24 protein-coding genes and 3 pseudogenes are annotated in these 22,365 nt (G+C 39.8%); 25 read left to right on the top strand and 2 right to left on the bottom strand.

Translation table 11 applies throughout. The annotated features are described in order from the left end of the window. Positions 1–42 precede the first annotated feature (42 nt). From NKR21_RS06040 to NKR21_RS21345, 20 genes and pseudogenes are all read left to right on the top strand, one after another. Positions 43–708, top strand: coding sequence for a phage scaffolding protein (locus tag NKR21_RS06040; RefSeq protein ID WP_253602488.1), 666 nt, complete (start codon positions 43–45; stop codon positions 706–708). Between the two features lie 12 nt (positions 709–720). Then, positions 721–1,707, top strand: coding sequence for a coat protein (locus NKR21_RS06045; protein WP_144498757.1), 987 nt, complete (start codon positions 721–723; stop codon positions 1,705–1,707). Further along, positions 1,667–1,969, top strand: coding sequence for a fibronectin type III domain-containing protein (locus NKR21_RS06050; RefSeq protein ID WP_144498851.1), 303 nt, complete (start codon positions 1,667–1,669; stop codon positions 1,967–1,969). The genes NKR21_RS06045 and NKR21_RS06050 overlap by 41 nt, the downstream gene beginning before the upstream one ends. After that, positions 1,970–2,164 (top strand): hypothetical protein, encoded by a 195-nt coding sequence (locus NKR21_RS06055; protein WP_144498759.1) that lies wholly within the window; start codon positions 1,970–1,972, stop codon positions 2,162–2,164. A 4-nt stretch (positions 2,165–2,168) separates the two neighbouring features. Then, a complete protein-coding gene (locus NKR21_RS06060) occupies positions 2,169–2,465 on the top strand; it encodes a phage head-tail connector protein (RefSeq protein ID WP_144498761.1) in 297 nt (98 codons plus the stop codon). Then, positions 2,459–2,800 (top strand): phage head closure protein, encoded by a 342-nt coding sequence (locus NKR21_RS06065; RefSeq protein ID WP_144498763.1) that lies wholly within the window; start codon positions 2,459–2,461, stop codon positions 2,798–2,800. The genes NKR21_RS06060 and NKR21_RS06065 overlap by 7 nt, the downstream gene beginning before the upstream one ends. Then, a complete protein-coding gene (locus NKR21_RS06070) occupies positions 2,793–3,212 on the top strand; it encodes an HK97-gp10 family putative phage morphogenesis protein (protein WP_098676722.1) in 420 nt (139 codons plus the stop codon). The genes NKR21_RS06065 and NKR21_RS06070 overlap by 8 nt, the downstream gene beginning before the upstream one ends. 15 nt (positions 3,213–3,227) lie before the next feature. Continuing rightward, a complete protein-coding gene (locus NKR21_RS06075) occupies positions 3,228–3,629 on the top strand; it encodes a DUF3168 domain-containing protein (protein ID WP_253602489.1) in 402 nt (133 codons plus the stop codon). Positions 3,630–3,642: 13 nt separating this feature from the next. Beyond that, positions 3,643–4,167: a phage major tail protein, TP901-1 family gene (locus NKR21_RS06080; protein WP_253602490.1), complete on the top strand. Its 525-nt coding sequence runs from the start codon at positions 3,643–3,645 to the stop codon at positions 4,165–4,167. Beyond that, positions 4,154–4,429, top strand: a complete 276-nt coding sequence (locus tag NKR21_RS06085; protein ID WP_483298364.1) for a fibronectin type III domain-containing protein — start codon at positions 4,154–4,156, stop codon at positions 4,427–4,429. The genes NKR21_RS06080 and NKR21_RS06085 overlap by 14 nt, the downstream gene beginning before the upstream one ends. Positions 4,430–4,497: 68 nt before the next feature. Then, positions 4,498–5,007, top strand: a complete 510-nt coding sequence (locus NKR21_RS06090; protein WP_138825229.1) for a tail assembly chaperone — start codon at positions 4,498–4,500, stop codon at positions 5,005–5,007. 17 nt (positions 5,008–5,024) lie between these two features. Next, a complete protein-coding gene (locus NKR21_RS06095; protein ID WP_095357071.1) occupies positions 5,025–5,333 on the top strand; it encodes a hypothetical protein in 309 nt (102 codons plus the stop codon). A 4-nt stretch (positions 5,334–5,337) separates the two neighbouring features. After that, positions 5,338–10,542 carry a phage tail protein gene (locus tag NKR21_RS06100; RefSeq protein WP_144498773.1) on the top strand — a complete coding sequence of 1,735 codons (5,205 nt, stop codon included), beginning with the start codon at positions 5,338–5,340 and terminating at the stop codon, positions 10,540–10,542. Further along, positions 10,539–11,306 carry a distal tail protein Dit gene (locus NKR21_RS06105; RefSeq protein WP_144498775.1) on the top strand — a complete coding sequence of 256 codons (768 nt, stop codon included), beginning with the start codon at positions 10,539–10,541 and terminating at the stop codon, positions 11,304–11,306. Before NKR21_RS06100 ends, NKR21_RS06105 begins: the two co-directional genes overlap by 4 nt. A 20-nt stretch (positions 11,307–11,326) precedes the next feature. Then, positions 11,327–15,262: a phage tail protein gene (locus NKR21_RS06110; RefSeq protein WP_253602491.1), complete on the top strand. Its 3,936-nt coding sequence runs from the start codon at positions 11,327–11,329 to the stop codon at positions 15,260–15,262. Between the two features lies 1 nt (position 15,263). Further along, a complete protein-coding gene (locus NKR21_RS06115) occupies positions 15,264–15,464 on the top strand; it encodes a hypothetical protein (protein WP_144498777.1) in 201 nt (66 codons plus the stop codon). Between the two features lie 68 nt (positions 15,465–15,532). After that, positions 15,533–15,811: a hemolysin XhlA family protein gene (locus NKR21_RS06120; protein ID WP_144498779.1), complete on the top strand. Its 279-nt coding sequence runs from the start codon at positions 15,533–15,535 to the stop codon at positions 15,809–15,811. Between the two features lie 16 nt (positions 15,812–15,827). Beyond that, complete coding sequence (locus tag NKR21_RS06125) at positions 15,828–16,091, top strand: phage holin (protein WP_144498781.1); 264 nt, start codon at positions 15,828–15,830, stop codon at positions 16,089–16,091. A gap of 55 nt (positions 16,092–16,146) precedes the next feature. Further along, positions 16,147–16,575, top strand: a pseudogene (locus tag NKR21_RS21340) (peptidoglycan recognition protein family protein); the annotation flags it as partial. Between the two features lie 123 nt (positions 16,576–16,698). Continuing rightward, positions 16,699–16,953, top strand: a pseudogene (locus NKR21_RS21345) (peptidoglycan-binding domain-containing protein); the annotation flags it as partial. A gap of 11 nt (positions 16,954–16,964) precedes the next feature. Here NKR21_RS21345 and NKR21_RS06135 read toward each other — a convergent pair. After that, positions 16,965–17,177, bottom strand: a complete 213-nt coding sequence (locus NKR21_RS06135; protein ID WP_217012889.1) for a hypothetical protein — start codon at positions 17,175–17,177, stop codon at positions 16,965–16,967. An 83-nt stretch (positions 17,178–17,260) separates the two neighbouring features. On the opposite strand from NKR21_RS06135, the gene NKR21_RS06140 reads away from it, so the two are divergent. Further along, the gene (locus tag NKR21_RS06140) at positions 17,261–17,761 is read left to right on the top strand and encodes a hypothetical protein (RefSeq protein WP_253602492.1); all 501 of its coding nucleotides are present in this window, start codon (positions 17,261–17,263) and stop codon (positions 17,759–17,761) included. Positions 17,762–17,792: 31 nt separating this feature from the next. On the opposite strand, the gene NKR21_RS06145 is transcribed toward NKR21_RS06140, so the two are convergent. Then, complete coding sequence (locus NKR21_RS06145; RefSeq protein ID WP_253602493.1) at positions 17,793–18,128, bottom strand: YolD-like family protein; 336 nt, start codon at positions 18,126–18,128, stop codon at positions 17,793–17,795. Between the two features lie 394 nt (positions 18,129–18,522). Here NKR21_RS06145 and NKR21_RS21350 point away from each other — a divergent pair. The 4 genes and pseudogenes from NKR21_RS21350 to NKR21_RS06160 form a co-directional block, all read left to right on the top strand. Next, positions 18,523–18,643 (top strand): annotated as a pseudogene (locus NKR21_RS21350) (hypothetical protein); the annotation flags it as partial. Next, complete coding sequence (gene mecA, locus NKR21_RS06150) at positions 18,610–19,275, top strand: adaptor protein MecA (RefSeq protein ID WP_012009573.1); 666 nt, start codon at positions 18,610–18,612, stop codon at positions 19,273–19,275. The pseudogene NKR21_RS21350 and the gene mecA, both read left to right, overlap by 34 nt. Before the next feature lie 85 nt (positions 19,276–19,360). After that, positions 19,361–20,881, top strand: a complete 1,521-nt coding sequence (gene cls, locus NKR21_RS06155; protein WP_144457872.1) for a cardiolipin synthase — start codon at positions 19,361–19,363, stop codon at positions 20,879–20,881. 162 nt (positions 20,882–21,043) lie between these two features. Beyond that, entirely contained in the window at positions 21,044–22,201 is a 1,158-nt protein-coding gene (locus tag NKR21_RS06160) for a competence protein CoiA family protein (RefSeq protein ID WP_144457870.1), read from the top strand. Positions 22,202–22,365 lie beyond the last annotated feature (164 nt).

The following is a 22,365-nucleotide window of genomic DNA, read 5'->3' on the forward strand; positions in this document are numbered from 1 at the left end:
CGTGAGGTGGACACGCAAAAAAACATCAAAGGAGAGGTTGAAATGAGTTTAAAAGAATTACTCGGTGATGATCTGTATGTTCAAGTAGTAGGAAAAGCTGGAGATCAAAAGATTGATATTGTAAGCAACGGTCAATGGTTTCCTAAAGACCGATTCGATGCGGTCAATAACGAGAAGAAGGAATTGAAAAGCCAGCTTGATGAGCGGGATCAGCAGTTAAGCACACTGCAAAAGCAAGCCAAAGGAAATGAAGAGCTTCAAAAAGAAATTGAGCAACTGCAAGAAAAAAATAAAAAAGCGTCTGAGGAATACCAGCAAAATTTGGAGAAACAAGCCTTTGAATTTGCTCTCGAAAGTGCTTTGCGTGATGCAAAGGCGCGGAACATTAAGTCTGTGAAAGCTAATTTAAACGTTGAAGAACTTAAATTGACTGGCGATAAGGTCATTGGTCTTGATGAGCAGTTGTCCGCTCTTAAAAAGAGCGACAGCTATCTATTTGAAGCTGAGAATGACAGTTCTCCGGGGTTAGCTGGAAGACAGCCACATGGAACAGGAAATTCAGCGGCTAATTTGCCAACTGCGAAAAATCCATTTAGTAAGGAACATTTAAACCTGACTGAGCAGGGTCAAATTTTAAGCAGTGATCCAGAGCAAGCTAAAAAATTAATCATCCAAGCAGGCGGAAATCCTGCAATCTATGGATTATAAAGGAGAATTTAAATGGCAGTAACTAGAGTTCAGGATGTTATCATCCCGGAAATTTTTAACCAGTACACAATGAACAACACTGTTGAACAAACAGCAGTATATCGAAGTGGAATTATTCAGCCTGTACCGGGCCTAATTGTTCCGAATGGCGGAGATACAGTGAATATGCCTTTCTGGAATGATCTTGAAGGAGATCCAGAAGCTATTCAATCAGATTTTGCTTTAACTCCAGAGAAAATCAAATCAGGTAAAGACGTTGCTCGGGTATTTGAGTATGGAAAAGCTTGGAGTGCAGAAGATTTAGCGGGAGAGCTTGCAGGATCAGATCCAATGAGAGCAATTGGGGATCGTGTGAACTACTATTGGGATAGACAGTTTCAAAGAATGATCTTCCTTATGTTGGATGGTGTCTTTGGTAGCAACATCACTAATAACGATGGTGATCTAGTATTAGATATTTCGAGCGGCGACGGGAAAAAGTACACAACTTACCTATTTGCTGGCGGTGCTGTTGGTTATGCTCCGGGAATGCCTAAAACACCAACGGAAACAGATCGAAATTCATTAAAAGGTGAGGACATTCTGATCAATCGTAAGAAATTTATTATGCATCCACGTGGTTTCAAATGGACAGAAACTGATGTTGCTAAAGAAATGCCTACATTCAAAGAATTGGCGAGTGCAAAGAACTATGAACGTGTTTACGACAAAAAGAAAGTCCGAATTGTGAAGATCATTTCCAATGAAGGGCCAGATGCAGCAGCTAAGTCTAAATTAAGCGGAGAAGTGATTCTTGATGCAGCTCAATTACTTGGGGATGCTAAAGGGAAGTTCACTTCAATTGCAATGCATTCTGTAACGCATACAAATTTACAGAAACAAAACTTGATTGAGTTCATTCCTAACAACAGAGCTGATGTAGGTTTCGGAACATACCTTCAAAAATCTATTATTGTTGATGATTCACTTCCAGTGGAAGAGCCTATTCCTACGCCCTAATGCGCCCCAAAACCTACGGTTTACAAGCACAAGTAAATCTGTGACTGTCAATTGGGATGCCGTAGCTGGGGCGGATTCATACAATGTTTATCGGGGAGCAGACAAACGTCTTGATAAGAATGTAACCAAGCCTGAATACAGCACGGACGGTCTAACGCCTGATACTAAGTTAACAATCAATGTCACTTCTGTTAATGAGAGCGGCGAATCTGCAATGTCAGAAATCGCAACTAAAACAGAAGCAGAAGGAGGCACTGAGTAAATGGGAGCAACAACCTTTTGGCTCTTGGAACAAGAATTGAAAAGGCGCGCTGACATGGAAAAGAGTGCCGCTCAAGAGGAACTTTCTTTTGAAGAAATGACTGTTGAGCAGCTAAAGCAGGAAGCGAAAGATAAAGGTATTGCTGGTTATTACAACATGAAGCGTGAAACACTGCTTGAAAAATTGAAAGGGTGATCCAATGGACATCCAACAGATTAAAAGAATGATAGAAATGACCACAGATAAGCACGATGATTACTTGTCTGGGGTTGTTCCTATTTTTGTTGAATGGGCTTCTGACTTTTGTAAGAACAAGTTTGTTGCAGATGACCTGCCAGCAGGTGTAAAGATATTTGTTGCGAAAGCTGTTGAGTTCAACATGAAACCAGCAGGTTTGGCAAGTCGAAGCATGGGTGATGTGTCGTACTCTTATGACACTGATTTTCCTGAAACAGTCACTAAGTACCTGTACCCGTATAGGAGGGCTTATTGGTGAGTTATGTATTTGAAGAGTTCCCACATGAAATCACGTTTCAAAAGCTTGAAAAAGTGCCTGACGGTGGCGGTGGATTCACAGAAAAGTATGTGGACTATCTGACAATACCCGCTCGGGTCACGAGTGTTTCATCAAGAGAATTTTACCAAGCCCAACAGCTACAATATCCAGTTGACCACAATGTGTATTTTGAATATAGGGAAGACATTGGAAAGACCATGCGAATTAAACACAAAAATAAAATACTCACATTGAAGTCAGATCCTATCGACCAAGGCGGGGAGAATGAAATCATGTGTCTCAAATGCCAAGTTTCAGAGGTGCTCAATGGCTGAGGTAAGCGGCAAATGGGCAAAGCAAATGGCGAAAACGGTTGAGAAATTTGAGCGCAAAGTCATAGATCGAGCAAAACAGATTGTCACAGAGACAGCGGAACTGATTTACAGTCATGCTGTCATTAACGCACCAACAGCAATGATTGATGGCGGAAACCTGAAAAACTCGATTGAGGTTGAATATCGAGACGAAGGACTGAAAGCCATCATCACCGTTGGTGCTGATTATGCGATATATGTTGAATATGGAACCGGTATTTATGCAGAGGAAGGCGGCGGCCGTCAAACACCGTGGGTTTACTATGACCAAAAGCTAGGCCGATGGGTGATGACTAGAGGTATGAGGGCGCAACCATTCTTTAACCCAGCTGTCGAAGAGGGCATGAGGCACTTCGCAAGGGAAATGCAATAGAAAGGAGCTGCTTAAATGCGCTCATCATTGTGGCCGTTACAGGCTGCTATATTTGAAAGGCTATCTATGGACAGGCAACTAAACGAACGTGTCACAGGCGTTTTTGACGTGGTCTCCAAAGATGCTAAAAAGCCTTATGTCTCTATGGGTGATGACGATGTGGCCTTATTTGAGACAAAAACATCTGCTGGCGAAGTTGTAAACGTGGTTTTACACTGCTGGTCAGATTACAACGGAAAAAAAGAAGCACAGCAGGTCATAGACCTCATGTTGCAAGCTTTGACCAAAAGGCCCCTAGAAATAGAGGGCTTTTCTTTATGCCGTTCTGAGTTGAGAGGGATGCAGGTCATCACAGACATAGACGGATATACAAAACACGGTATCTTGCGAATGAGATACACGATAAACAACAATTGAGAGGATGATTTTAGTGGTAAACCTATTGAATGGTAAGGACGAAATCTATTTTGTTCAGCCGATGAATGCAACAGCGGATGAAGGTTTATTTATTGCTTTCCAGACGGAAGGCTCTCACACAAAAGAGCAAGACACGCTGGACGAAAGCACAAAGTCAGGTCGTATTGTTGGATACGGCACAAAAAGTGAATCAGTTGAATTATCTTTCTACGCTGCGGATGATGATCCGGGTCAAAAAGCCATTGAAGCGGCTTTTGACAACGAAGAAGCTATCCAAGTATGGAAAGTAAATTTAAACCTAAACAAAAACGGAAAGCATGATTCAGAATATGGCCATGCCATTATTGAAAACCTTGAAAAAAGTGCGCCACAGGATGGTTTCATTGAGGTTTCAACAACGTTACCTGTATTGGGTAAAACGCAAAAAGGTGAGCTAAATGCGCTAGATCCTGCTTTTATTGCTCAAATTCGTTCTACTGCTGGTGCTGATAGCTTCAAGCAGTTTGGCGAACTTAATAAGAAAGTTGAGACACCCTAAGCAGCCCCAAAATCTATCGTTTACCGCCACGTCTGACAGTATTTCAGTAAAGTGGGATGCGGTAGAAGGGGCGACTTCATATAACGTATACAGAGGTGCAGACAAGCGTCTTGATAAAAACGTCACTGACACAAGTTATGTCGCAACAGGGATGAATCCTGATACGAAACTGACCATTAATGTGTCAGCAGTGAATGAAGCTGGCGAGTCTCCAATGAGTGAAATCGTTACACAGACGACACCAGCAGAGACAGGAGAATAACACTTGAAGGGCCTCTATTATCTGGAGGCTCTTTTCTATTACAAAAAACAAATCGGGGGTTTTTATAAATGGCTACTTTAACAATTGGAGATAAGGAATATGCAGCAAGATGTGACTTTGCATTTGATCGTACAGCAAACGAGAAATATACAACGAAAGAGGAAGACAAAGCAGGCGGCACAATGAACATTTATATGGGTTTACTCAATGAAGATGCTTTAATGCTTTCAGCTTTTTGGGATTGTGCTCTGTCTCATTTGAAGAGTGGTAAACCAACAGCAGATCAAATTGAAGAAGCAATCATGAAAATCATTGATGAAGACACTAAAGGTGATGCTACTGATCGTTTGATTAACGAAGCATTCCAGACACTTGAGAATGCCGGTTTTTTCAAAGGCAAGATCCGTCAGCAATGGACCATGATGGAGAAAATGGAGAAACCGAAGAAAGCGACACCGAACGAGACACCAGAAATGGCAGCGAAACGGATCGAGGAACAGGAACAAGCGAAAGAGTACATGGAAATGCTCAAGCAAGCCCGCAAAGAGCGGACGGGATTGACTACCTCCAAGTCATAGAAGATGCAGCTCGTTGGATGGGTGTCTATGACAACGATCTTATCATGTCATGGACTCCAAACGAGTATAAACGCAAGTTAAAGGCAGCTAAGATGCGTGAAATTGATGAAATAGAGCGAATGACAATAAACGCAATGTTTCATCGGTATGCGAATAATGCCAAAAAAGTTAAGCCGTCACAAATGTTTGATGCACAAAAAGCTAGAGCTGATCTTGAGCGTGATGTCACTAGCAATCGTTTCAAAAATCAAGTGGATGCCAAAAAGCTGAACGATCTCAACATTGGTTTACGGAACATACTTAGAAAATCAAAAGAAGAGGGGTGAGAGTTTGATCGAAAAATTAACGGCCGTTGTCGAGGCGCAAACACGTAAATTCAAAAAGCAAATGGACAAAGTGAATGATATGATGCGGCGCATGCGTGATCATCACACTGTCGAAGTAGATGCTGAAATCGCTGACTTCCAAAGGCGTGTTCGTGAGGCAGAACAGCAGATGGACAGTTTCTTGCGCCGGCATGAACGCAACCGAGTTGACCTAGATGCTGATGCAGACCCTTTAATTAGGGCTGTTAGAATGGCCCGTCAAAAATTGCGTGAGATTCCTCAACGGATCAATACTTATTTTACGGGTGATAATAATCCATTAACCAGTTCAATAGCTCGTGCTAAAGCAGGGCTAAGGTCAATCGCTCAAAGAGTGACGACCGTCATTGCCGGGAATCCTACTCCTTTAGGACGAGCTGTAATTGTCGCACGTACGGCATTATCTTCTATTTCTCAAAGGGTAACGTCAATCATTGCAGGTAATGCCAGCCCGCTTGTTTCAGCAGTTGCCATTGCTCGTACCGCTCTTTCTTCAATAGCGCAGAGAGTGACGACAATGATTGCAGGAAACGCTAGCAACTTAAATTCATCTGTCGCCGCTGCTCGTGCTGCATTAGCAAGCATACCGAACAGAGTTACAACAATTATTAATGCAAGTTCTGTGGCGTTGATTAGGGCTGTAACAGTTGCAAGAGCGGCTTTGGCGAGCCTTCCTAATAATGTTGTTGTTAAAATAACGGCAGTATGGAAGGGTTTTGAAAAGCGTTTAGATAAATTCGAGAATGCTATGAACAGGCTTTCAAAGATCACAAATTCAATTTCAAACGTCATGGGAAATGCTTTACGTGGCGGATTGCTTGCTTTACTACCTGCTATCGCTCCTGCTTTATCTGGTGCTGTTGGAGTAATTGGAGCACTTGGTCCAATGATTGGATCGGCTACAGGTGGATTAATGGGGCTTGTCAGTGCTTTTTCTACTGCTGGTACTGGAGCAGTTGCTTTTGGTGCATTGGCTGTTACGTCCATTGGTAGTGTTATCAAAGCTGGTCAAGACCTAGATAAGCTACAAGCCAAACTAGATGATGCTACAAATGCAAAAGAGCGCGCCAAAATCATGGAAAAAATCAAAGTATTGCAAGAGTCGCTAGGTAAAGAAGAGAAGAAAGCCCTTGCTACTTTAGAAGACTTTAAAGATAACTGGCAGGACATTGCGAAGATTACACAAAAGCCTATCTTGAAATCGTTCACGAACTCGCTCACAACGTTCAAAAAGGTTCTGAATAGTCTTAGGCCTATGTTTGTTAACGTGGCAAATGGAGCGGTTACATTAACAAAAAACCTTGATAATGCTTTCAAAGCAAAAGACATGCAAAACTTCATCAAATGGATGAATAACAATGCAGGAAAAGCTTTCGTGACTTTTGGAAATATCGCAGGAAATGTTATGAGAACAGTCATGAACCTTATTGTGGCTTTTGGTCCATTAGGAAATGACATGGCCGCAAGCATGGAAAAAGCTACAGCTTCATGGGCTAAATGGGCGGCAGGTCTAAGCTCATCACAACGATTCCAAGACTTCGTTGCATACACTCGTGAAAACGGCCCAAAAATCTTAAAAGTTATCACAAACTTTTCAGGTGCGTTACGGCGGTTATTCGCTGCGTTCGGTCCAATGTCAGCAGATATGCTTACATCTTTAGTTGATATGACAGCTAGATTCAGAGAGTGGGCGGGAAGTGTTCAACATACAGAAGGTTTTAAGAATTTCATCGCATACATTGAAAAAACAGGCCCGACAGTATGGAGCACACTTGGTCAAATTTCCCGGACTATTATAAATCTACTTGTTGGAATGGCACCACTAGGAAAAACGATTCTTGAAACTGTAAACAGCTTCTTGAAATTTTCTAATGCTGCAATGGAAGCAAATCCAGCAATCGGACAATTTATCGCAGCTGGTCTGTCTCTTATCGGTGTCGTTAGAGCGATTGTTCCAGCAATGGTTGCTGTTAGTTCTTTAACTAATGGTTTTAAAGACTTTAAAGCAGCGGCATTGTATATAAGAAACTTTAAAGAAACAGCAGCTGGGGTTAAATTAATTAGTTTAGTGGGTCAGTTGAAATTAGGAATCGTATGGATTTCGAAATTCATAGCAAAGTATGCAGTTATGACGGCTCAAGCTATAGCAAACAGTGCAAAGATGGCAGTTTCTTGGACAGCGATGAAAATTTCCGCCTTTGTCACTGCTTTAAAGAACGGAATCGTTCAAATGTCTCTATGGATAAGAAACATGGCTGTTATGGCTGCTCAATCAATTGTTCAAGCTACAAGAACAGCAACAGCATGGACGATCATGAACATAAATTCATTTATCATGATGTTGCAAAACGGCATTAAACAAATGATCATATGGACCACTCAAATGACAGTCATGGCCACACAGTCTATAGCACAAGCAACGAGAATGGCCGCAGCGTGGACAGCAGCAAAGATCAGTTCGTTTATTCTCATGTTACAAAATGGAATAAAACAAATGGCTTTATTTATTGCGCGAATGGCTGTTATGGCCGCTCAAGCGATGGCGAATGCAGTGCGTATGGCCGCAGCTTGGGTTGTTGCGATGGGTCCTATTGGTTGGATCACAGCCGCAGTCATTGGGATTGTAGCTTTAATCATTGCCAATTGGGATAAAGTCAAAGCCTTTACAATCAAAGCATGGGGAGCTATTTCCGATTTTCTTAAAAGTTTATGGGAAGGAATAAAAAAAGCGGCTGTTTTTGTGTGGGATTTCCTGAAAACATACTATACAACGATGTTCAAAATATACAAAACAATCTTCACCACGGCTTGGAATGCCATTTCTAAAGTGGTTAAAGCTGTTTGGAATGGTTTGAAGAAAGCCGCAATGACCATATGGAACGGCATAAAAGCGTATTTTACGACATTATTTAAGATATATAAAACTATCTTCACGACAGCTTGGAACACTATCAAGAAGATTGTTACAACAGTTTGGAACGCTTTAAAAAATACTGCATCTAAAGTTTGGAATGGGATTAAATCATTCTTTAGCAGCGTTTTATCCGGCATTAAAAATTATTTTGTGAACAATTGGAACAATGTCAAAAAGGTCACATCTACAATTTTTAATGGAATAAAGATCTTTATGTCTAGCATCTGGAATGGAATTAAAAACACTATTAAAAATCTTGTTAGCGGTATTTTCAACACTGTTAAATCTATTTTTAACAACATGAAAAACGCTATTGGCAATACAATGCGAGCTGTTAAAACAACCATTAGTAACATCTGGAATGGAGTTGTGCGGTTCTTCAAGGGGATAAATCTGTTCAGCATTGGTAAAAACATCATAGCTGGGCTTATTCGTGGTATTGGTGGAATGGCATCCAGTCTCTACAACAAAGCATCAAGCATCGTCAGCAACGTCAAAAACACTTTTACCAAACTATTTAAAATCCATTCTCCTTCACGTTGGATGCGGGATGAGATCGGATTTAACTTGGGTGCTGGTATGGCTGTTGGTTTGGATAAATCAACAAATACAGTTGTTTCTTCTGCCAAAAAGACAACGCAGGCGGCGCAAAAAGCGGCACAAGCTGAAACGAAAAAAGCCCAAAAGCAAGCGGCAGCATTGAAGAAGAAACAAGCAGCCGCGGCACGTAAAGCGAATGCGAGAAGAAAAACAGGCGTTGATAACAAGATAAGAGCTGTGGAAACCAAGTTTGATACAGGGAAAATCAGTTCTAAAACCTTCATCAAACAGTTGAATGCAATCAAGAAGAAAAACAAGCTAACATCTACACAAAATGCGAAGATTCAGCGGGAAATATATAATGCTCAGAAAAAATCGCAATCACAGCAAAAGAAAAAAGCTCTTGAGGCGCAGCGCAAAAAGGCAAAAGCACAGCTTGCTTATCAAAAGAAAGTGTCTCAAAAGATTGCAGCTGCGGAAGTTAAATATGACACCAAGAAAATAAGTGGTCAGACATATATGAAGCAGCTTGAGAAGATCAAAAAGAAAGAAAAACTGACAGCTGCACAACGTAATAAGGTACAAAAAGAAATTTATGCAACAAGAACCAAACTTCAAAAAGAAGCGCAGAAGAAAAAAGATGATGAGAGAAAAGCGGCTGATAAGCTGAATAAAGGTCTTCTATCTGCCAATAACAGTTATTTGTCCAAGTTTAAGAGCATTAATGACAAATTGACCGATAACATCAAGAAGGCCAATGAAGAGTATAAGAACGCTCTTAAAGATCGTACTGATTCCATTTACAATGCAATGGGATTGTTTGATAGTGTCACCACAGAAAAAGTAAGTGGTTCCAAGCTGTTAAATAATCTGCAAGCGCAAATTGATAGAATGAAAAATTTCCAATCTGATCTATCGAAATTATCAAGTAACGCGCCTAAAGAGTTCGTTGATGAATTAAGACAAATGGGCGTGGGATCAGCTGATCAAATAAAAGCCATTGCTGCTATGTCTGAACCAGAGTTAGATAAATATATCTCACTATGGAAACAGAAGCACAATATGGCAAGCGAACAAGCGACAAAAGAACTTGCTGGACTTAAAAACGAAACAACTAAGAAAATCGCAGAATTGAGAAGTGCAGCAAATACGGAATTGAACAAATTGAAAGTTGATTACATGAATAAAATTTCACAATTGACTGTCAATGTTAAGCAGCTGGGATCGCTTAAAAAGAGCGGGCAAGCGATTGGATATAACACGATGTCAGGCATTATATCTGGCATGAAAGGAATGAAAGGCGAGCTTGCGAAGGAAGCCAACAATATTGCTTCCACAATTGAAAAAACGATCAAGAAGAAGCTGAAAATTCATTCGCCTTCACGTTTAATGCGTGATCAAGTGGGGGTCATGGTGCCAGCTGGTATTGCTGTGGGGATTCAGCAAGGCGTTGGTGTTGTGAGTAAAGCGATGAATGATGTAAAGGATGCTATGTACATCAAACAAGAAGATTTAAACATCGCATACGATGCTTCTATTACAAACAGTAAAATAGGAGCGGTTAAACACGAGTTGAGCGCAGAACTTCAAAATATTGAACTGCCTGAGCAAATGATTGTTATTGAAATGGACGGCAAAAAGGTTGCTCAGGGTGTCGCGAAGCCAGTCGAGAATGAGCAAAAACGAGCAAATGCAAGGAGGACGAGAATCACATGATTAATTATCAACAACTTGTCCCCAACGAATGGAAGATCACTTTTAACGGTATCGACATATCACAATATTTCTACCTTAAAGAGACACCCAGCGGCAGGGGTGTTGTGGGTCGAGAGGTGAAAATAGACACGATAGGGAACCGCGCAGGCGGTTTTCTTCGTGGTACTAGATTACCTGTTAGAGTGATAACCCTAGAAGTGCTATTTGCCTTTTCCTCTGAAAAGGAATTAAAGAAAAAACAGGAGGAATTGAACTATATTCTTCACACAGACGAAGAAAAGCCGCTTGTTTTCTTTGATGAACCAGATAGGACATATAACGCCATATTTGAGAGTTTGACAGAGGGTGAGACAAAGGGAGGCTTACAACATGCCACACTAACTTTCCTTTGTTCCGATCCGAAAAAATACGGATTAGCGGCGATTTATGAATTCGAGAGCGGCTTGAGGACTTTTACGAATCCAAGTTTAGCCACAATCGAACCAAAGATTGAATGTGTATTTACGGCAGCAGCCACTTCATATGAGGTTTCTCTTCTAAACTCAGATAATAGCGTGAAGAAAACTATTAAAATTGTTTATAATTTCATCGCTGGTGACACGCTTGTGATTGACATTGCTAAACGAAAAATCATGAACAACGGTAAAGCAATTATGAATGGCCTGCAAATTCAATCAGAGTTTTTTGATTTTCCTGCTCAAAAGCCAGTCAAGCTAAGATTTAGCCATAAGAGTAGTATCAAATTCAATGAAGCCTATCTATAGAATGAGAAAGGGGGTCCGTCATGGCTGAAATATTCATTTTATCGCCAGAAGATGAACTTTTGGCTGTTCTGTCCAGTGACGGACAGGACTCATGTAATTTTTGGGATGCTAAATACAAAGAAGAACTCAACTTGGGTTCTTCTTTTTCTTTTATTGCTGATGCTTCACATCCCGATGCTAAGTATCTGTTTGAAGAGAACCAAGTCGTGTTCCGAGATAAGGACGGCGAATTGCGGGCGTTTGTTATAAAAGAGCTTGATGATACGGATGATGGTTCCGAGATTAATACGCTCGTTACATGTGAAGCCGCAATGATGGAATTGGCTGAAACAATCATTAAAGAGAAGCGGCCAAAAGATAAAACGGCGCAGTATGTTCTTGATCAAGTGTTCGAACGCACTCGCTGGACCGTAGAGGTAACAGCCGAACTGGGCTTGAATTCAACATCATTCTATAAAATGAACGTTCTCGAATGTCTTAGCGATGTTTTGAACAAATGGGGCGGCGAATTCAAAGACGTTGTGGAGTTTAACGGGAATACCATTACCAAACGCACGATCAAGGTGTTATCACGAAGAGGAAAAGACAGCGGAAAACGGTTTGAAATTGATAAAGACACAGAAAGTATCAGACGTACTGTGATTAGCTATCCGAAAACTGCTTTGTATGGTTATGGTGCTTCGTTGCAGAATACAGACGATGACGGAGAAGAAACGGGTGGTTATTCCCGTTTCATTGATTTTTCGGAAGTTGAGTGGAAAAAGTCAAATGGTGATCCAGTAGACAAGCCGAAGGGTCAAGAGTGGGTAGGAGATCCTGCTCTATTACAAAAATACGGACGCTTGAAAAATGGATCATTAATCCATAGAGAAGGCATTTTCAGTGATGAAGATATAGAAGATGAAGAAGAGCTGTTGAAAGCAACTTACAATCATTTAATTACTGTCGCTTCAAAAACAGAGGTCAATTATGAACTATCGGTAAAGCTTCTTGAAGGAGTTGAGGGGTATGAGCATGAGCATGTTGACCTTGGAGATACAACCATTGCTATTGATCGCTTTTTCGCAATACCGATCGAAACTTCACAGCGCATTATCTCAATGGAATATGACATCACCGATCCTGAAAATACGTGTGTCGTTGAGATAGGGCAGTTCTTGTCAGCCTTACAGGGCGATGATCGAGTAAAGCAGTTGCAAAAGATAATTGATAGTAATCGGGGCACTTGGGAAAGAAAGCCGGAAACGGGCAACGTGACGGATGGCAGTTTTCCGAATACAAAGCCGCCACGTCCAGCAAATATCAAAGTAGAAGGTCTTTACAAGACGATTTCACTCACATGGGATTATGACCCTAGATCCTTTATAGCTGCGTATGAAGTTTACGCATCACAAAACAAGGGGTTTACACCTACAGCCGCACAGCTTATTTTCCGAGGCAAAACAGGCGGGTGGCATCATCAAGATGGCGTTGAAGCTGATCAAGTATGGTATTACCGATTGAGAACCATAAACACACATGGGACGGCCAGCGATTGGTCAGAAGAATATGAAGCAAAGACAGTGAGAATACTTACCGATGATATTATGTTTGGTGCTGTCACAGCTGATAAACTGGCTTCGCTGTCAGTAACGGCTGAAAAACTGTACACGGACATTGCAAATTCAAATATATTGCCGGGTTCTCTTCTGCGCTCAAGTGATTTAACAGCTGTAAATGCGGGTCTTCTCTTCTTTAAGGAAAACGAAATATCTAATGTCGTTACTGTGATGAGAAATTCGACTTCTACAGCTGTCGGAATCATCACAAACAAAAGGAAAGCACTGAAATTAGAAAAAGGAAAACAATATGTTTTGTCTTTTGAAGCAAAAAGAGGTTTGATGGAAAACTTCAATTATATTTACGCAAGAAGAAATAAAACTTCTACTACTACGGAAAGTGTTCTAATTCCATCGCCATACACGGATATATCTAGTTTTCCAGAAGAAGAATTTATGAGATATGACATTCCGTTTGAATTTACGGGGAATACCAATCCTGACTATTGCATCTTAATAGCTGGACTTGGTGGAAGGATGCCCGCACTAACAGTAAATGGGATTCAACGTGGCGGGGGAGTAAGAGACATAAAATTCCTGAAAAACATGCAGTTTTCCGGCTTGTATAATCCGGGGGAAATTCAAGTTATCTTCGGTGAAAATGCTTCTTTTACAACGCCAGACGGAACTATTTACAAATTTCCAAAGGGAAGCACCGAAATTAGCACAAATTTAGAAGGTACAGGGGCAAATTCTACTGAAACAAATGCCTTTTTAATGTTCACTGGGTCAGATAATTCAAGGTTTACAAGCGGTGTCACCGTACAAACTTATGATTTTAGAGTAGTGCGATATAACGGCTCTCAATGGCAATACAACAACAATTTAACTTGGGTCGATTTTACACCAAATTCACAAGATACCATTATAGGCAGTGTTACAAGATCAGCAACTACTGTAGAAGGTATAGAAACTTTAGACGTAACATCTGTTTCTTTTGATATACGCAATGTCCAGTTACGATCAGGGAACGAAGTAAAAGAATGGTCACCAAGCCCCTATGATGTAATGCTTACCGAAAAATCAGTGACGGCATTGCACGTAAATGATGCTGCAATTGGAACGGCAGCCATTCAAAATGCCGCAATCCAAAAAGCACATTTAGGCACAGCGATAATTGACACGGTGCACATCACAGATGGTGCCATTACAAATGCCAAAATAGCCAATCTATCTGCGGACAAGATCACAGCTGGTACGATAAAAGGGATCACGATAGAGGGTTCACTTATAAAAGGGGCGAGAATTGAACCGATTTCTAGTTCTACAACATTCGAATCTTTTATTGAAGCAGATCAAATTTATCAATTCAGACGGACTATTTACGATTTAACAGTAAAAAGATATGAAAAACTTACCATTAAAGCTGGTTACATTACACAGGAACATGGAAATAGAATCGGGCAAAATGAAACACAAGAGCCGATCAGTACAGTTGAGGTAAGAAGAGGCGGAATAGAATTTTCCTCAATCTCCAAAAAAGATAACATCTTGCACAAATTAAGGTTAGAAACAAATCCGGGAGTTCCTAATGGGGCAGGTGTAACTAACAGTTGTAGTCAAGCGGTCTTTTCACAGAATGACGAAGATGTTTTGTATTTTATGGTTGACTCTGTAAGTAGCAAACCACGTCTATTAATTAACGGAAAAGCATATCTCGAATCCTATTACCAATCTTATTCTGTTTCAGCAGAAAATATAAGTTTGTATGGATCCAAAGGATACGTTGATTTAAGATCTCCAAACAAAACTAATATAGTCGGAGGCAACGGAATTTCTTTGACAACTTTTACTGGGCCGGTTGAGATAAAAGGGCACGGAGAAAAAAACGGCGGAATTACATTGGATGGTGGGGCTTATAACGGATCATTTTCTCTAGGACGAGATAATTCAGGAAAACGGGTGTGGTCATCTGATATATACGATAGGTCATACACGGGGTCAGCGAATGTGTATATAACTCAATATGGAACATTGGGCCGTGTTGTTTCATCGAAAAAGTACAAAATAAGTATAGAAGAATACCCTGATGATAAGGTTGAAAATATTTTAAAATTGAAACCGAAAACATGGTTTGATAAAAAAGCAGCGGAATCGTATTCAGAAATACTTGTGTCAAACAGTTCAGATGATGGTGATAGACCCTATCTTGAAAGAGTACCAGGTTTAATAGCCGAGGATCTTTACGAAGCGGGATTGAAAGAATATCTTTTCTGGAGTGATCCAGACGAGAACGGAGAGAGACAAATCGAAGGCGTTATGTATGACCGCTTATATGCCTTATTAATTCCAATAGTTAAGGAATTGAAAGATAAAGTGTATGTCTTAGAAAATCAAATAAAAGAAATGGGGAATTGAGATGGAACAGAAACAACAACAACTTACAGAAAAAGAAGAGTTGTTTTTTTATAAATCAATGGCTTTATCGGAGCAACTAACAAAAGCGCATTTAGAGCTTGCAGAAGTAAGAGCACAATTTACAGTTTGCGACAATGAAAACAAGCAGCTGAAAGAGGAATTACTTAAATTAAAACAAAACGATTCAAACCACGCTGAATAGGCGTTTTTATTTTGCCTTCTTTAAGGAAAGGAGGTGAGGAAACTTGAAATAGGACGGGGGGCTTACTGATGTCAGAGGTGACGGAGGTAAACAACATGAACATCTTGCAACAAGACATATTAGATTTAAAGTCGAGCCAAAAGACATTGGAACAACGTGTCAACTCTCTTGAGAGAAAACACGATAAACATGATCAGCAAATTCAAAGTCTAAACAATCAACTCAACAAGATTGAAGAAAATACAACATGGATTAAGCGTACAATCACTGGCGCAATTATCACCGCTTTTTCTACAGGGATAATTGGTGGTGTGATTGCCCTTGCATTCACATTCTTACAAAAATAGAAATGGGGAATTGAATATGAAGAATTTAGACAAAGGCACTGTGGTTAGATCAGTGCTTCTTTTAGTTGCATTGATTAATCAGTTTTTAGTGATGTTTGGTAAAACGCCTTTACCATTGGATGAAGAGTCTGTAAACAATTTAGCGAACGTTTTATATGTTGCTTTCTCAACACTCTTTACAACGATTATGACGCTAATCACATGGTTCAAAAACAACTATGTGACTTCAAAAGGTAAGCAACAAAAGGAAGTCTTGAAACAAAAAGGATTAACAAAATAGAAGCTGCCTTCGGGTGGCTTTTTTAAATTCCATTAAACGAATGGGGAGAACACAAATGAATTTTAGACAATTAAGCAAGCTGGTTGATCTTCGAGGAAAAACAAAAAGAAACGGGAGCTATTCAAATGTAGGTGTCAATGCAAAAACGGACATCGCGGTTCATCATAGCTTAACAACATCGGGAAACAGCGCAGCTTTTGCAAACTATCATGTAGGCACTAATGGTTGGCCGGGTGTAGCTTATCATTTTGTCATTCTCAAAGACGGTACAATTGAATGGAATCATGATCTAGGAATCAAATCTTATCATGTAGGTAACTCAAACCGCTTTGCTATCGGCATTTGTCTTGTGGGCGATTTCAGAAGTGAAAAGCCGACAGCAGCACAGGAAACAAGTTTCCGGGCTTTAGTAACGGCATTGAAGAAAGATATGCCGAACTACAAAAGAACAAGAGGTCATAATGAGTTTCCGGGCTATTCTTGGAAAGCGTGTCCTGTCTTTGATTATAAGGCGGTTTTAGCTGGTACAGTAAAGCAAACAATTACAAAACCAACGAAGGCACCACCAGCACCATCCAAAAAACCAGCTTCGAAGCCTGCTAAAAAGACATACAATCTGCCTTCTGGCACTTTAAAAGTAACCAAGCCATTAACGAGAGGGGCAGGTGTAAAAGCAGTACAGAAAGCCCTAGCGGCGGTTTACTACTACCCAGACAAAGGCGCAAAAAATAACGGCGTTGATGGCTATTACGGACCGAAAACAGCGGATGCGGTCAAGCGGTTCCAACTCATGCATGGTCTTGCTGCTGACGGCATATATGGACCGAAGACAAAAGCCGCTCTCGAAAAGCTATTAAAATAAAAAAGCAGGCGTTATGCCTGCTCATTTTTTAAATCATTTTCAAGAAATTCTATATCTTTTTTGTATCTTTCAATTGTTTCTTCAATAGCTGCCTTAATTACCCCAGGATACCCTTTTTCTTCTTCTTGTGATTGTTCCTTTTTCAATTCTTTTATATCTTCATGCAGCAACTTTATTGCGTGTTGCTTCTGCTCTCTATTCATATAATTATAGATTTTTCTCATGCTAATCATCCTTTTCATTGAATTTAATATACAATTATTTATAAATATGGTATATAATACCACATGAGAAGGGTGGTGGTAAAATGAATAAATTTATATCTAAGTTACTTATTATTTCGTTAGCAACTTTACTATTAGTATCAACGTTGTTGCCGACTGTATCAAGAGCCGCAACTCCTAATAAGGATCATGAGACTATGGCATCACAGCAGATTCAAGTGAAATTACAGTCATTAAAGAGTTTAGCGGATGAAACAGAAATAGAAGATCCTATTATCCAAACTCAAGCTTTTAGAGGATACTTAGTAAAGCTGGCGGCTGAATTAGTAGCTGAGGGAGTAAGGTACGGAGGTAAAGCGGCTAACCTTGTTTTAAGAAAAGCTGATGGAAAAGCTGCTAAAGCATTTAAAGAGAATTCCAATTTCATAGCTAAAAAAATAGAAGAAATCGCTAATTTACCTGATGTTACTGCAAATATGATTAAAAATAAGCTCTATAAAGCTTTAAAACCAAAAATTGGTGGTGGATCAGCTCAAATTATTGCTGATGGTGTCTACTATGCAATTAACTTCTTCTTGTTTTAAATTAAAAAGCCCTTCCGTTTGGAGGGGCTTTTTAATTTGTCTTTACATTTAGTATATCTGCAAATTTTATTAAGTTTGTATCAGAACGGTTATCTTTTACATGAAACAGTTTCTTTATGTGATCAACGTATACAACCCGCCCCGAAATTTCTCTGACAAACCCATTATCGAATAACTCAAAATTGAGGGGCATGTCCTCACTCATTGCGGTTGCAATGGTGTATTCAAATCCCTCAATCTGTTCCGGGCTTAAAACTGGCCGCTCAATCTTATGTTTTGCAAGATGCAGCTGTCTTAAAGCCTCATTATGTTCTGGCAAGATGAATTTCATCTTCCAACGGTTTTGATCTTTTTCTGTATTCCACATTTCATACACCTCATTAGAGATTATAAACGAATATTTGTTCGGTGTCTAAGTGTGGTGTATAATAAAAGTATACGGTTTAACCTGCGGAAACAGGTGTTATAAAAATTCGTATATTTCAATGATTAACTTCTTCTTATATTACTCACAAGTGCGACTGTCTTGCGAAAGACAGTTCTTTTTTGTTATTTTGTTATCTTTTTTGAAAAAATAACACGAAAATAACAAAAGTTGCGTTCAAATGTGAAAATGCATGATCTATCTTGGCGTAAAAAGATAATTCAATTTGGTGCTTTCTTAAGGAAAAGAAAGGTCTTAAAATTGCACGAAAACAATATATATCATAAAATAGACAGTACGAAGCAATACCTCAATTCTTTAAAAGGTTAACATGTAGACGGAACGGGTAAAGTGTAGTAAAGTACTATTAATTGGGAGCTTGTATGTCCCTTCAACATCTTATATAGAAGGGAAGGTTGGCAAAATGGAAATCGAAAGAATTAATGAACATACAGTAAAATTTTATATTTCCTACGGTGATATTGAAGACCGCGGATTTGACCGTGAAGAGATTTGGTATAATCGCGAACGCAGTGAAGAGCTGTTTTGGGAAGTAATGGACGAAGTGCACGAAGAAGAAGAATTTGCAGTTGAGGGACCACTTTGGATTCAAGTGCAGGCACTTGACAAAGGTCTTGAAATTGTCGTGACGAAAGCCCAACTTTCTAAAGATGGACAAAAGCTCGAATTGCCGATTCCAGAAGATAAAAAAGATCAAACAGATGAAGAAAGTCTAGACGCACTACTTGATGATTTTCAAAAAGAAGAGCAGGATCAAGAAGACCATAATGAGAAGGACAAAAAACTTCAACTTCAATTTGTGTTGAAAATGGATGACTTTGAAGATTTGATTGCACTTTCTCAATTAAATATGCAGGATTTTACCACAAGTTTATATTCGTTTGAAAACCGTTATTATCTATATGTTGACTTCCACGAGGATTTGTCAGATGAGCAAGTGGAGAATAAGCTCAGCATTTTGCTTGAATATGCTCATGAATCAGTGGTCAGCATTTACAGACTGAAAGAATACGGTCAGCTGATTATCGAAGGAAATGCCCTTGAAACGATTCAACAGCACTTCTCGTAACCAACAAAAGTCGATTTCTATAGAGGAATCGGCTTTTTTATCTGAATGAATAGGTAAATAAAGAGAACGGCAAGGAGAAAATGAAATGAGAAATTTAGTCAAAGTTCTATTTTTTCTTATCATTACGATAGGTGCTTATTTAGTCATTCAATTAATTGCCGGTGATTTGGCGGTAAGTGTATTAAGTTCTGTCAGTGTTCTATTCACTTTATCAATTATCTTCATCGGGTTTGTCATATTCTTGGAAAACCGAAATCCATCTCAAACGATAACGTGGCTTGTCCTGCTTGGCAGCTTTCCGTTATTCGGTTTTTTGTTCTACATTTTCTTTGGACGCAATATCAAAAAGCGAAGGCTGTTTGAAAAGAAAGCGATTCTAGACGAACAGTTAATCCAGGAAGATGAGCATATTCATAGAGAAGCGATTGAGAAGATGACGCATATGGGCGATTATCAGCAGCTCTTATTTAAGCTGGCCCACAGACTTGGACATACCCCTATTACGTACCGCACGTCCTCTAAAGTCCTGACGAATGGAGAAGAAACATTCTCTCACATATTTGACGAAATCAAAAAAGCGACACATCATATTCATCTGGAATATTATATTCTCCGCCACGATGACCTTGGACAAGAATTAAAAGATATTCTCATTGATAAAGCGAAAAACGGCGTGATTGTCCGCTTTTTATATGACGATGTAGGAAGTTTAAAGCTCTCTCGTCAATATATTGCTGACCTCGAAAAGGCTGGCGTTCAGATCGTTCCATTTTTACCTGTGAGACTACCTCTGTTAAATAATAAAATCAATTTCCGAAATCACCGAAAAATTGTCGTGATTGATGGAGAAGTTGGGTTTGTTGGTGGGCTGAACATTGGAGACGAATATCTGGGCAGAAGCAGACAATATGGATTTTGGCGTGACACCCATTTGATGATTAAAGGTGAAGCTGTTCGTGATTTGCAGCAGATTTTCATGCAGGATTGGTACTATATGACGAATGAAAGATGTGCAGGTGTGGACTACTTTAAAGATTTCAGTCATCTTGAAAGCACAACAGAAGGTGTACAAATGATCGCTGGTGGTCCTGATAAACAGTGGGAAGTCATTAAAAATCTCTTTTTCTCCATGATTATCTCTGCCAAAAAGTCTATTTGGATCGCTTCGCCATATTTTGTGCCGGATGATGATATTTTGTCTGCACTGAAAATTGCTGCATTAAGCGGAGTAGACGTACGGATTATTGCACCGAAAAATCCAGATAAACGGATCGTCTTCCATGCGTCCCGTTCATACTTCCCTGAGCTTTTAGAAGCAGGTGCAAAGGTGTATGAATATGATCAAGGCTTTATGCATAGTAAATTTATCATTGTGGATAGCGAGTTGGCTTCAATAGGAACGGCCAATATGGATATGAGAAGCTTTCATTTGAATTTTGAAGTAAATGCCTTCCTCTATAAAACGAAAAGCACTGAGAAGCTTGTAAACGACTTCTTAGGTGATTTAGAGCAGTCTCACGAGATTGTCCCAGAAGAATTTGCAAAGAGACCGTTAAGGGTCAGACTCTTTGAATCAACAGCAAGATTATTATCGCCATTACTATAAAGATTGTATTGTCCCCCTTTTTATCAAGGGGGTTTTTTCGTTTTCCTCAAGAAAACATCAGTAAAATTATATTTTCACACAACAAAAGATCATTTTGCCTATTCGCTCTCTTTTAGACGAAAAAGCTATAATACGGTCATCAAAGACTAAGGGGCGAGCTGAATGAATACAGCGATTATGGATAATGGAAAGCTTATTCGTATTACACATCTTTTATCTAAAAACCGGCTGGAGCATGTCAGGGCGACGTGCAAGTTTTACTGCCCAGAATGCAGGGAAGAAGTGCAATTAAAGCTTGGTGAACAACGTGTCTATCATTTTGCACATAAACAGCTCACTGCATGTCCACTAGCCTCAGGCGAAACGGCTTATCATCAAGCGGGAAAAGAATCCATTATGAATTGGCTTCAGCGGCTTGGGCATAAACCGGTGCTTGAAAAGTATGTGTCAAAGGTTCATCAACGTCCTGACGTGGCCGTCTCTATTGGAGGAACAAGCTATGCAATCGAATATCAATGCTCAAATATTTCACGGCAAGAGCTCCGTAAAAGGACAGCAGGACTCCGTCAAGCAGGCCACTTCCCTATATGGATCATAGGAGCAAATCGTTTAAAGCGAAAATCTGCCCAGCTCTTTTCCTTCTCCTCGATTCATTGGGGAATGTTGAGAGAATCACAGAAAGGGAGTCTGATTTTTTACTGTCCGCTACAGAATCAATTCATCCATCTTGCTCAATTCCTTGTATTTCAACCAACAAAAATATGTGCCGCTATGACTGTCAGATCGCCAACAGCATATCGCCAATTTTCAGATATCTTATCGCAGCCCTCAAGCAAGCGCCAAGTCTCTACACAATGGCTAAGATGTATACAGCAATTTAGGCAGCGGCCACCTCGTATTTTATCAAATGAAAGTAAACGATTAAGAGACGTTTTTTATGAGCATCATCAAACAGCTTTCCCTTTTTTGCCGGCTGAATTATTTATCCCACTACGCGAAGCGTACATCTTTGCAAGCCCTGTTTATGTGTGGCAGGGGTGTCTATATGATTGGATGATAAGAAAAAAAGGAAGCAGTCCAGTGACGATTCAACTGCTGATGAAAGAAATCAAGCGGTGTATCGAGATGAAAGAAGTAAAGCTTCGTTATGGCGATGTTTCAATAGAAGAAATAAAGGAGGTCATCACATCATATGTTCATGCGCTTGTCAGACAAGGGTTTTTGCGCATGACGAAAGAGGGTAATTATGAAGTAGCATCAAATCAAAAGCCGATACAAACAGTAGATGCGTTCAAACGAGATGCTTTCTTATTTCATTAGCATGTTTCATGCCCACTTTGATCATGATAAGAAAAAGGTGGTGCTGCGATTGAATAGAAAGAAACGCTTTTTTCTCATTTTTTTAGTCTGTTTGGTATTTATTTCTGCATATGATTTGACAAATATAGTTCAAAACAAAGAAGATAAATACAACACCAATTTCT

It is taken from the genome of Bacillus sp. 1735sda2, from assembly GCF_024159245.1.
In the GTDB taxonomy this organism is placed as follows: Bacteria; Bacillota; Bacilli; order Bacillales; family Bacillaceae; genus Bacillus; species Bacillus pumilus_O.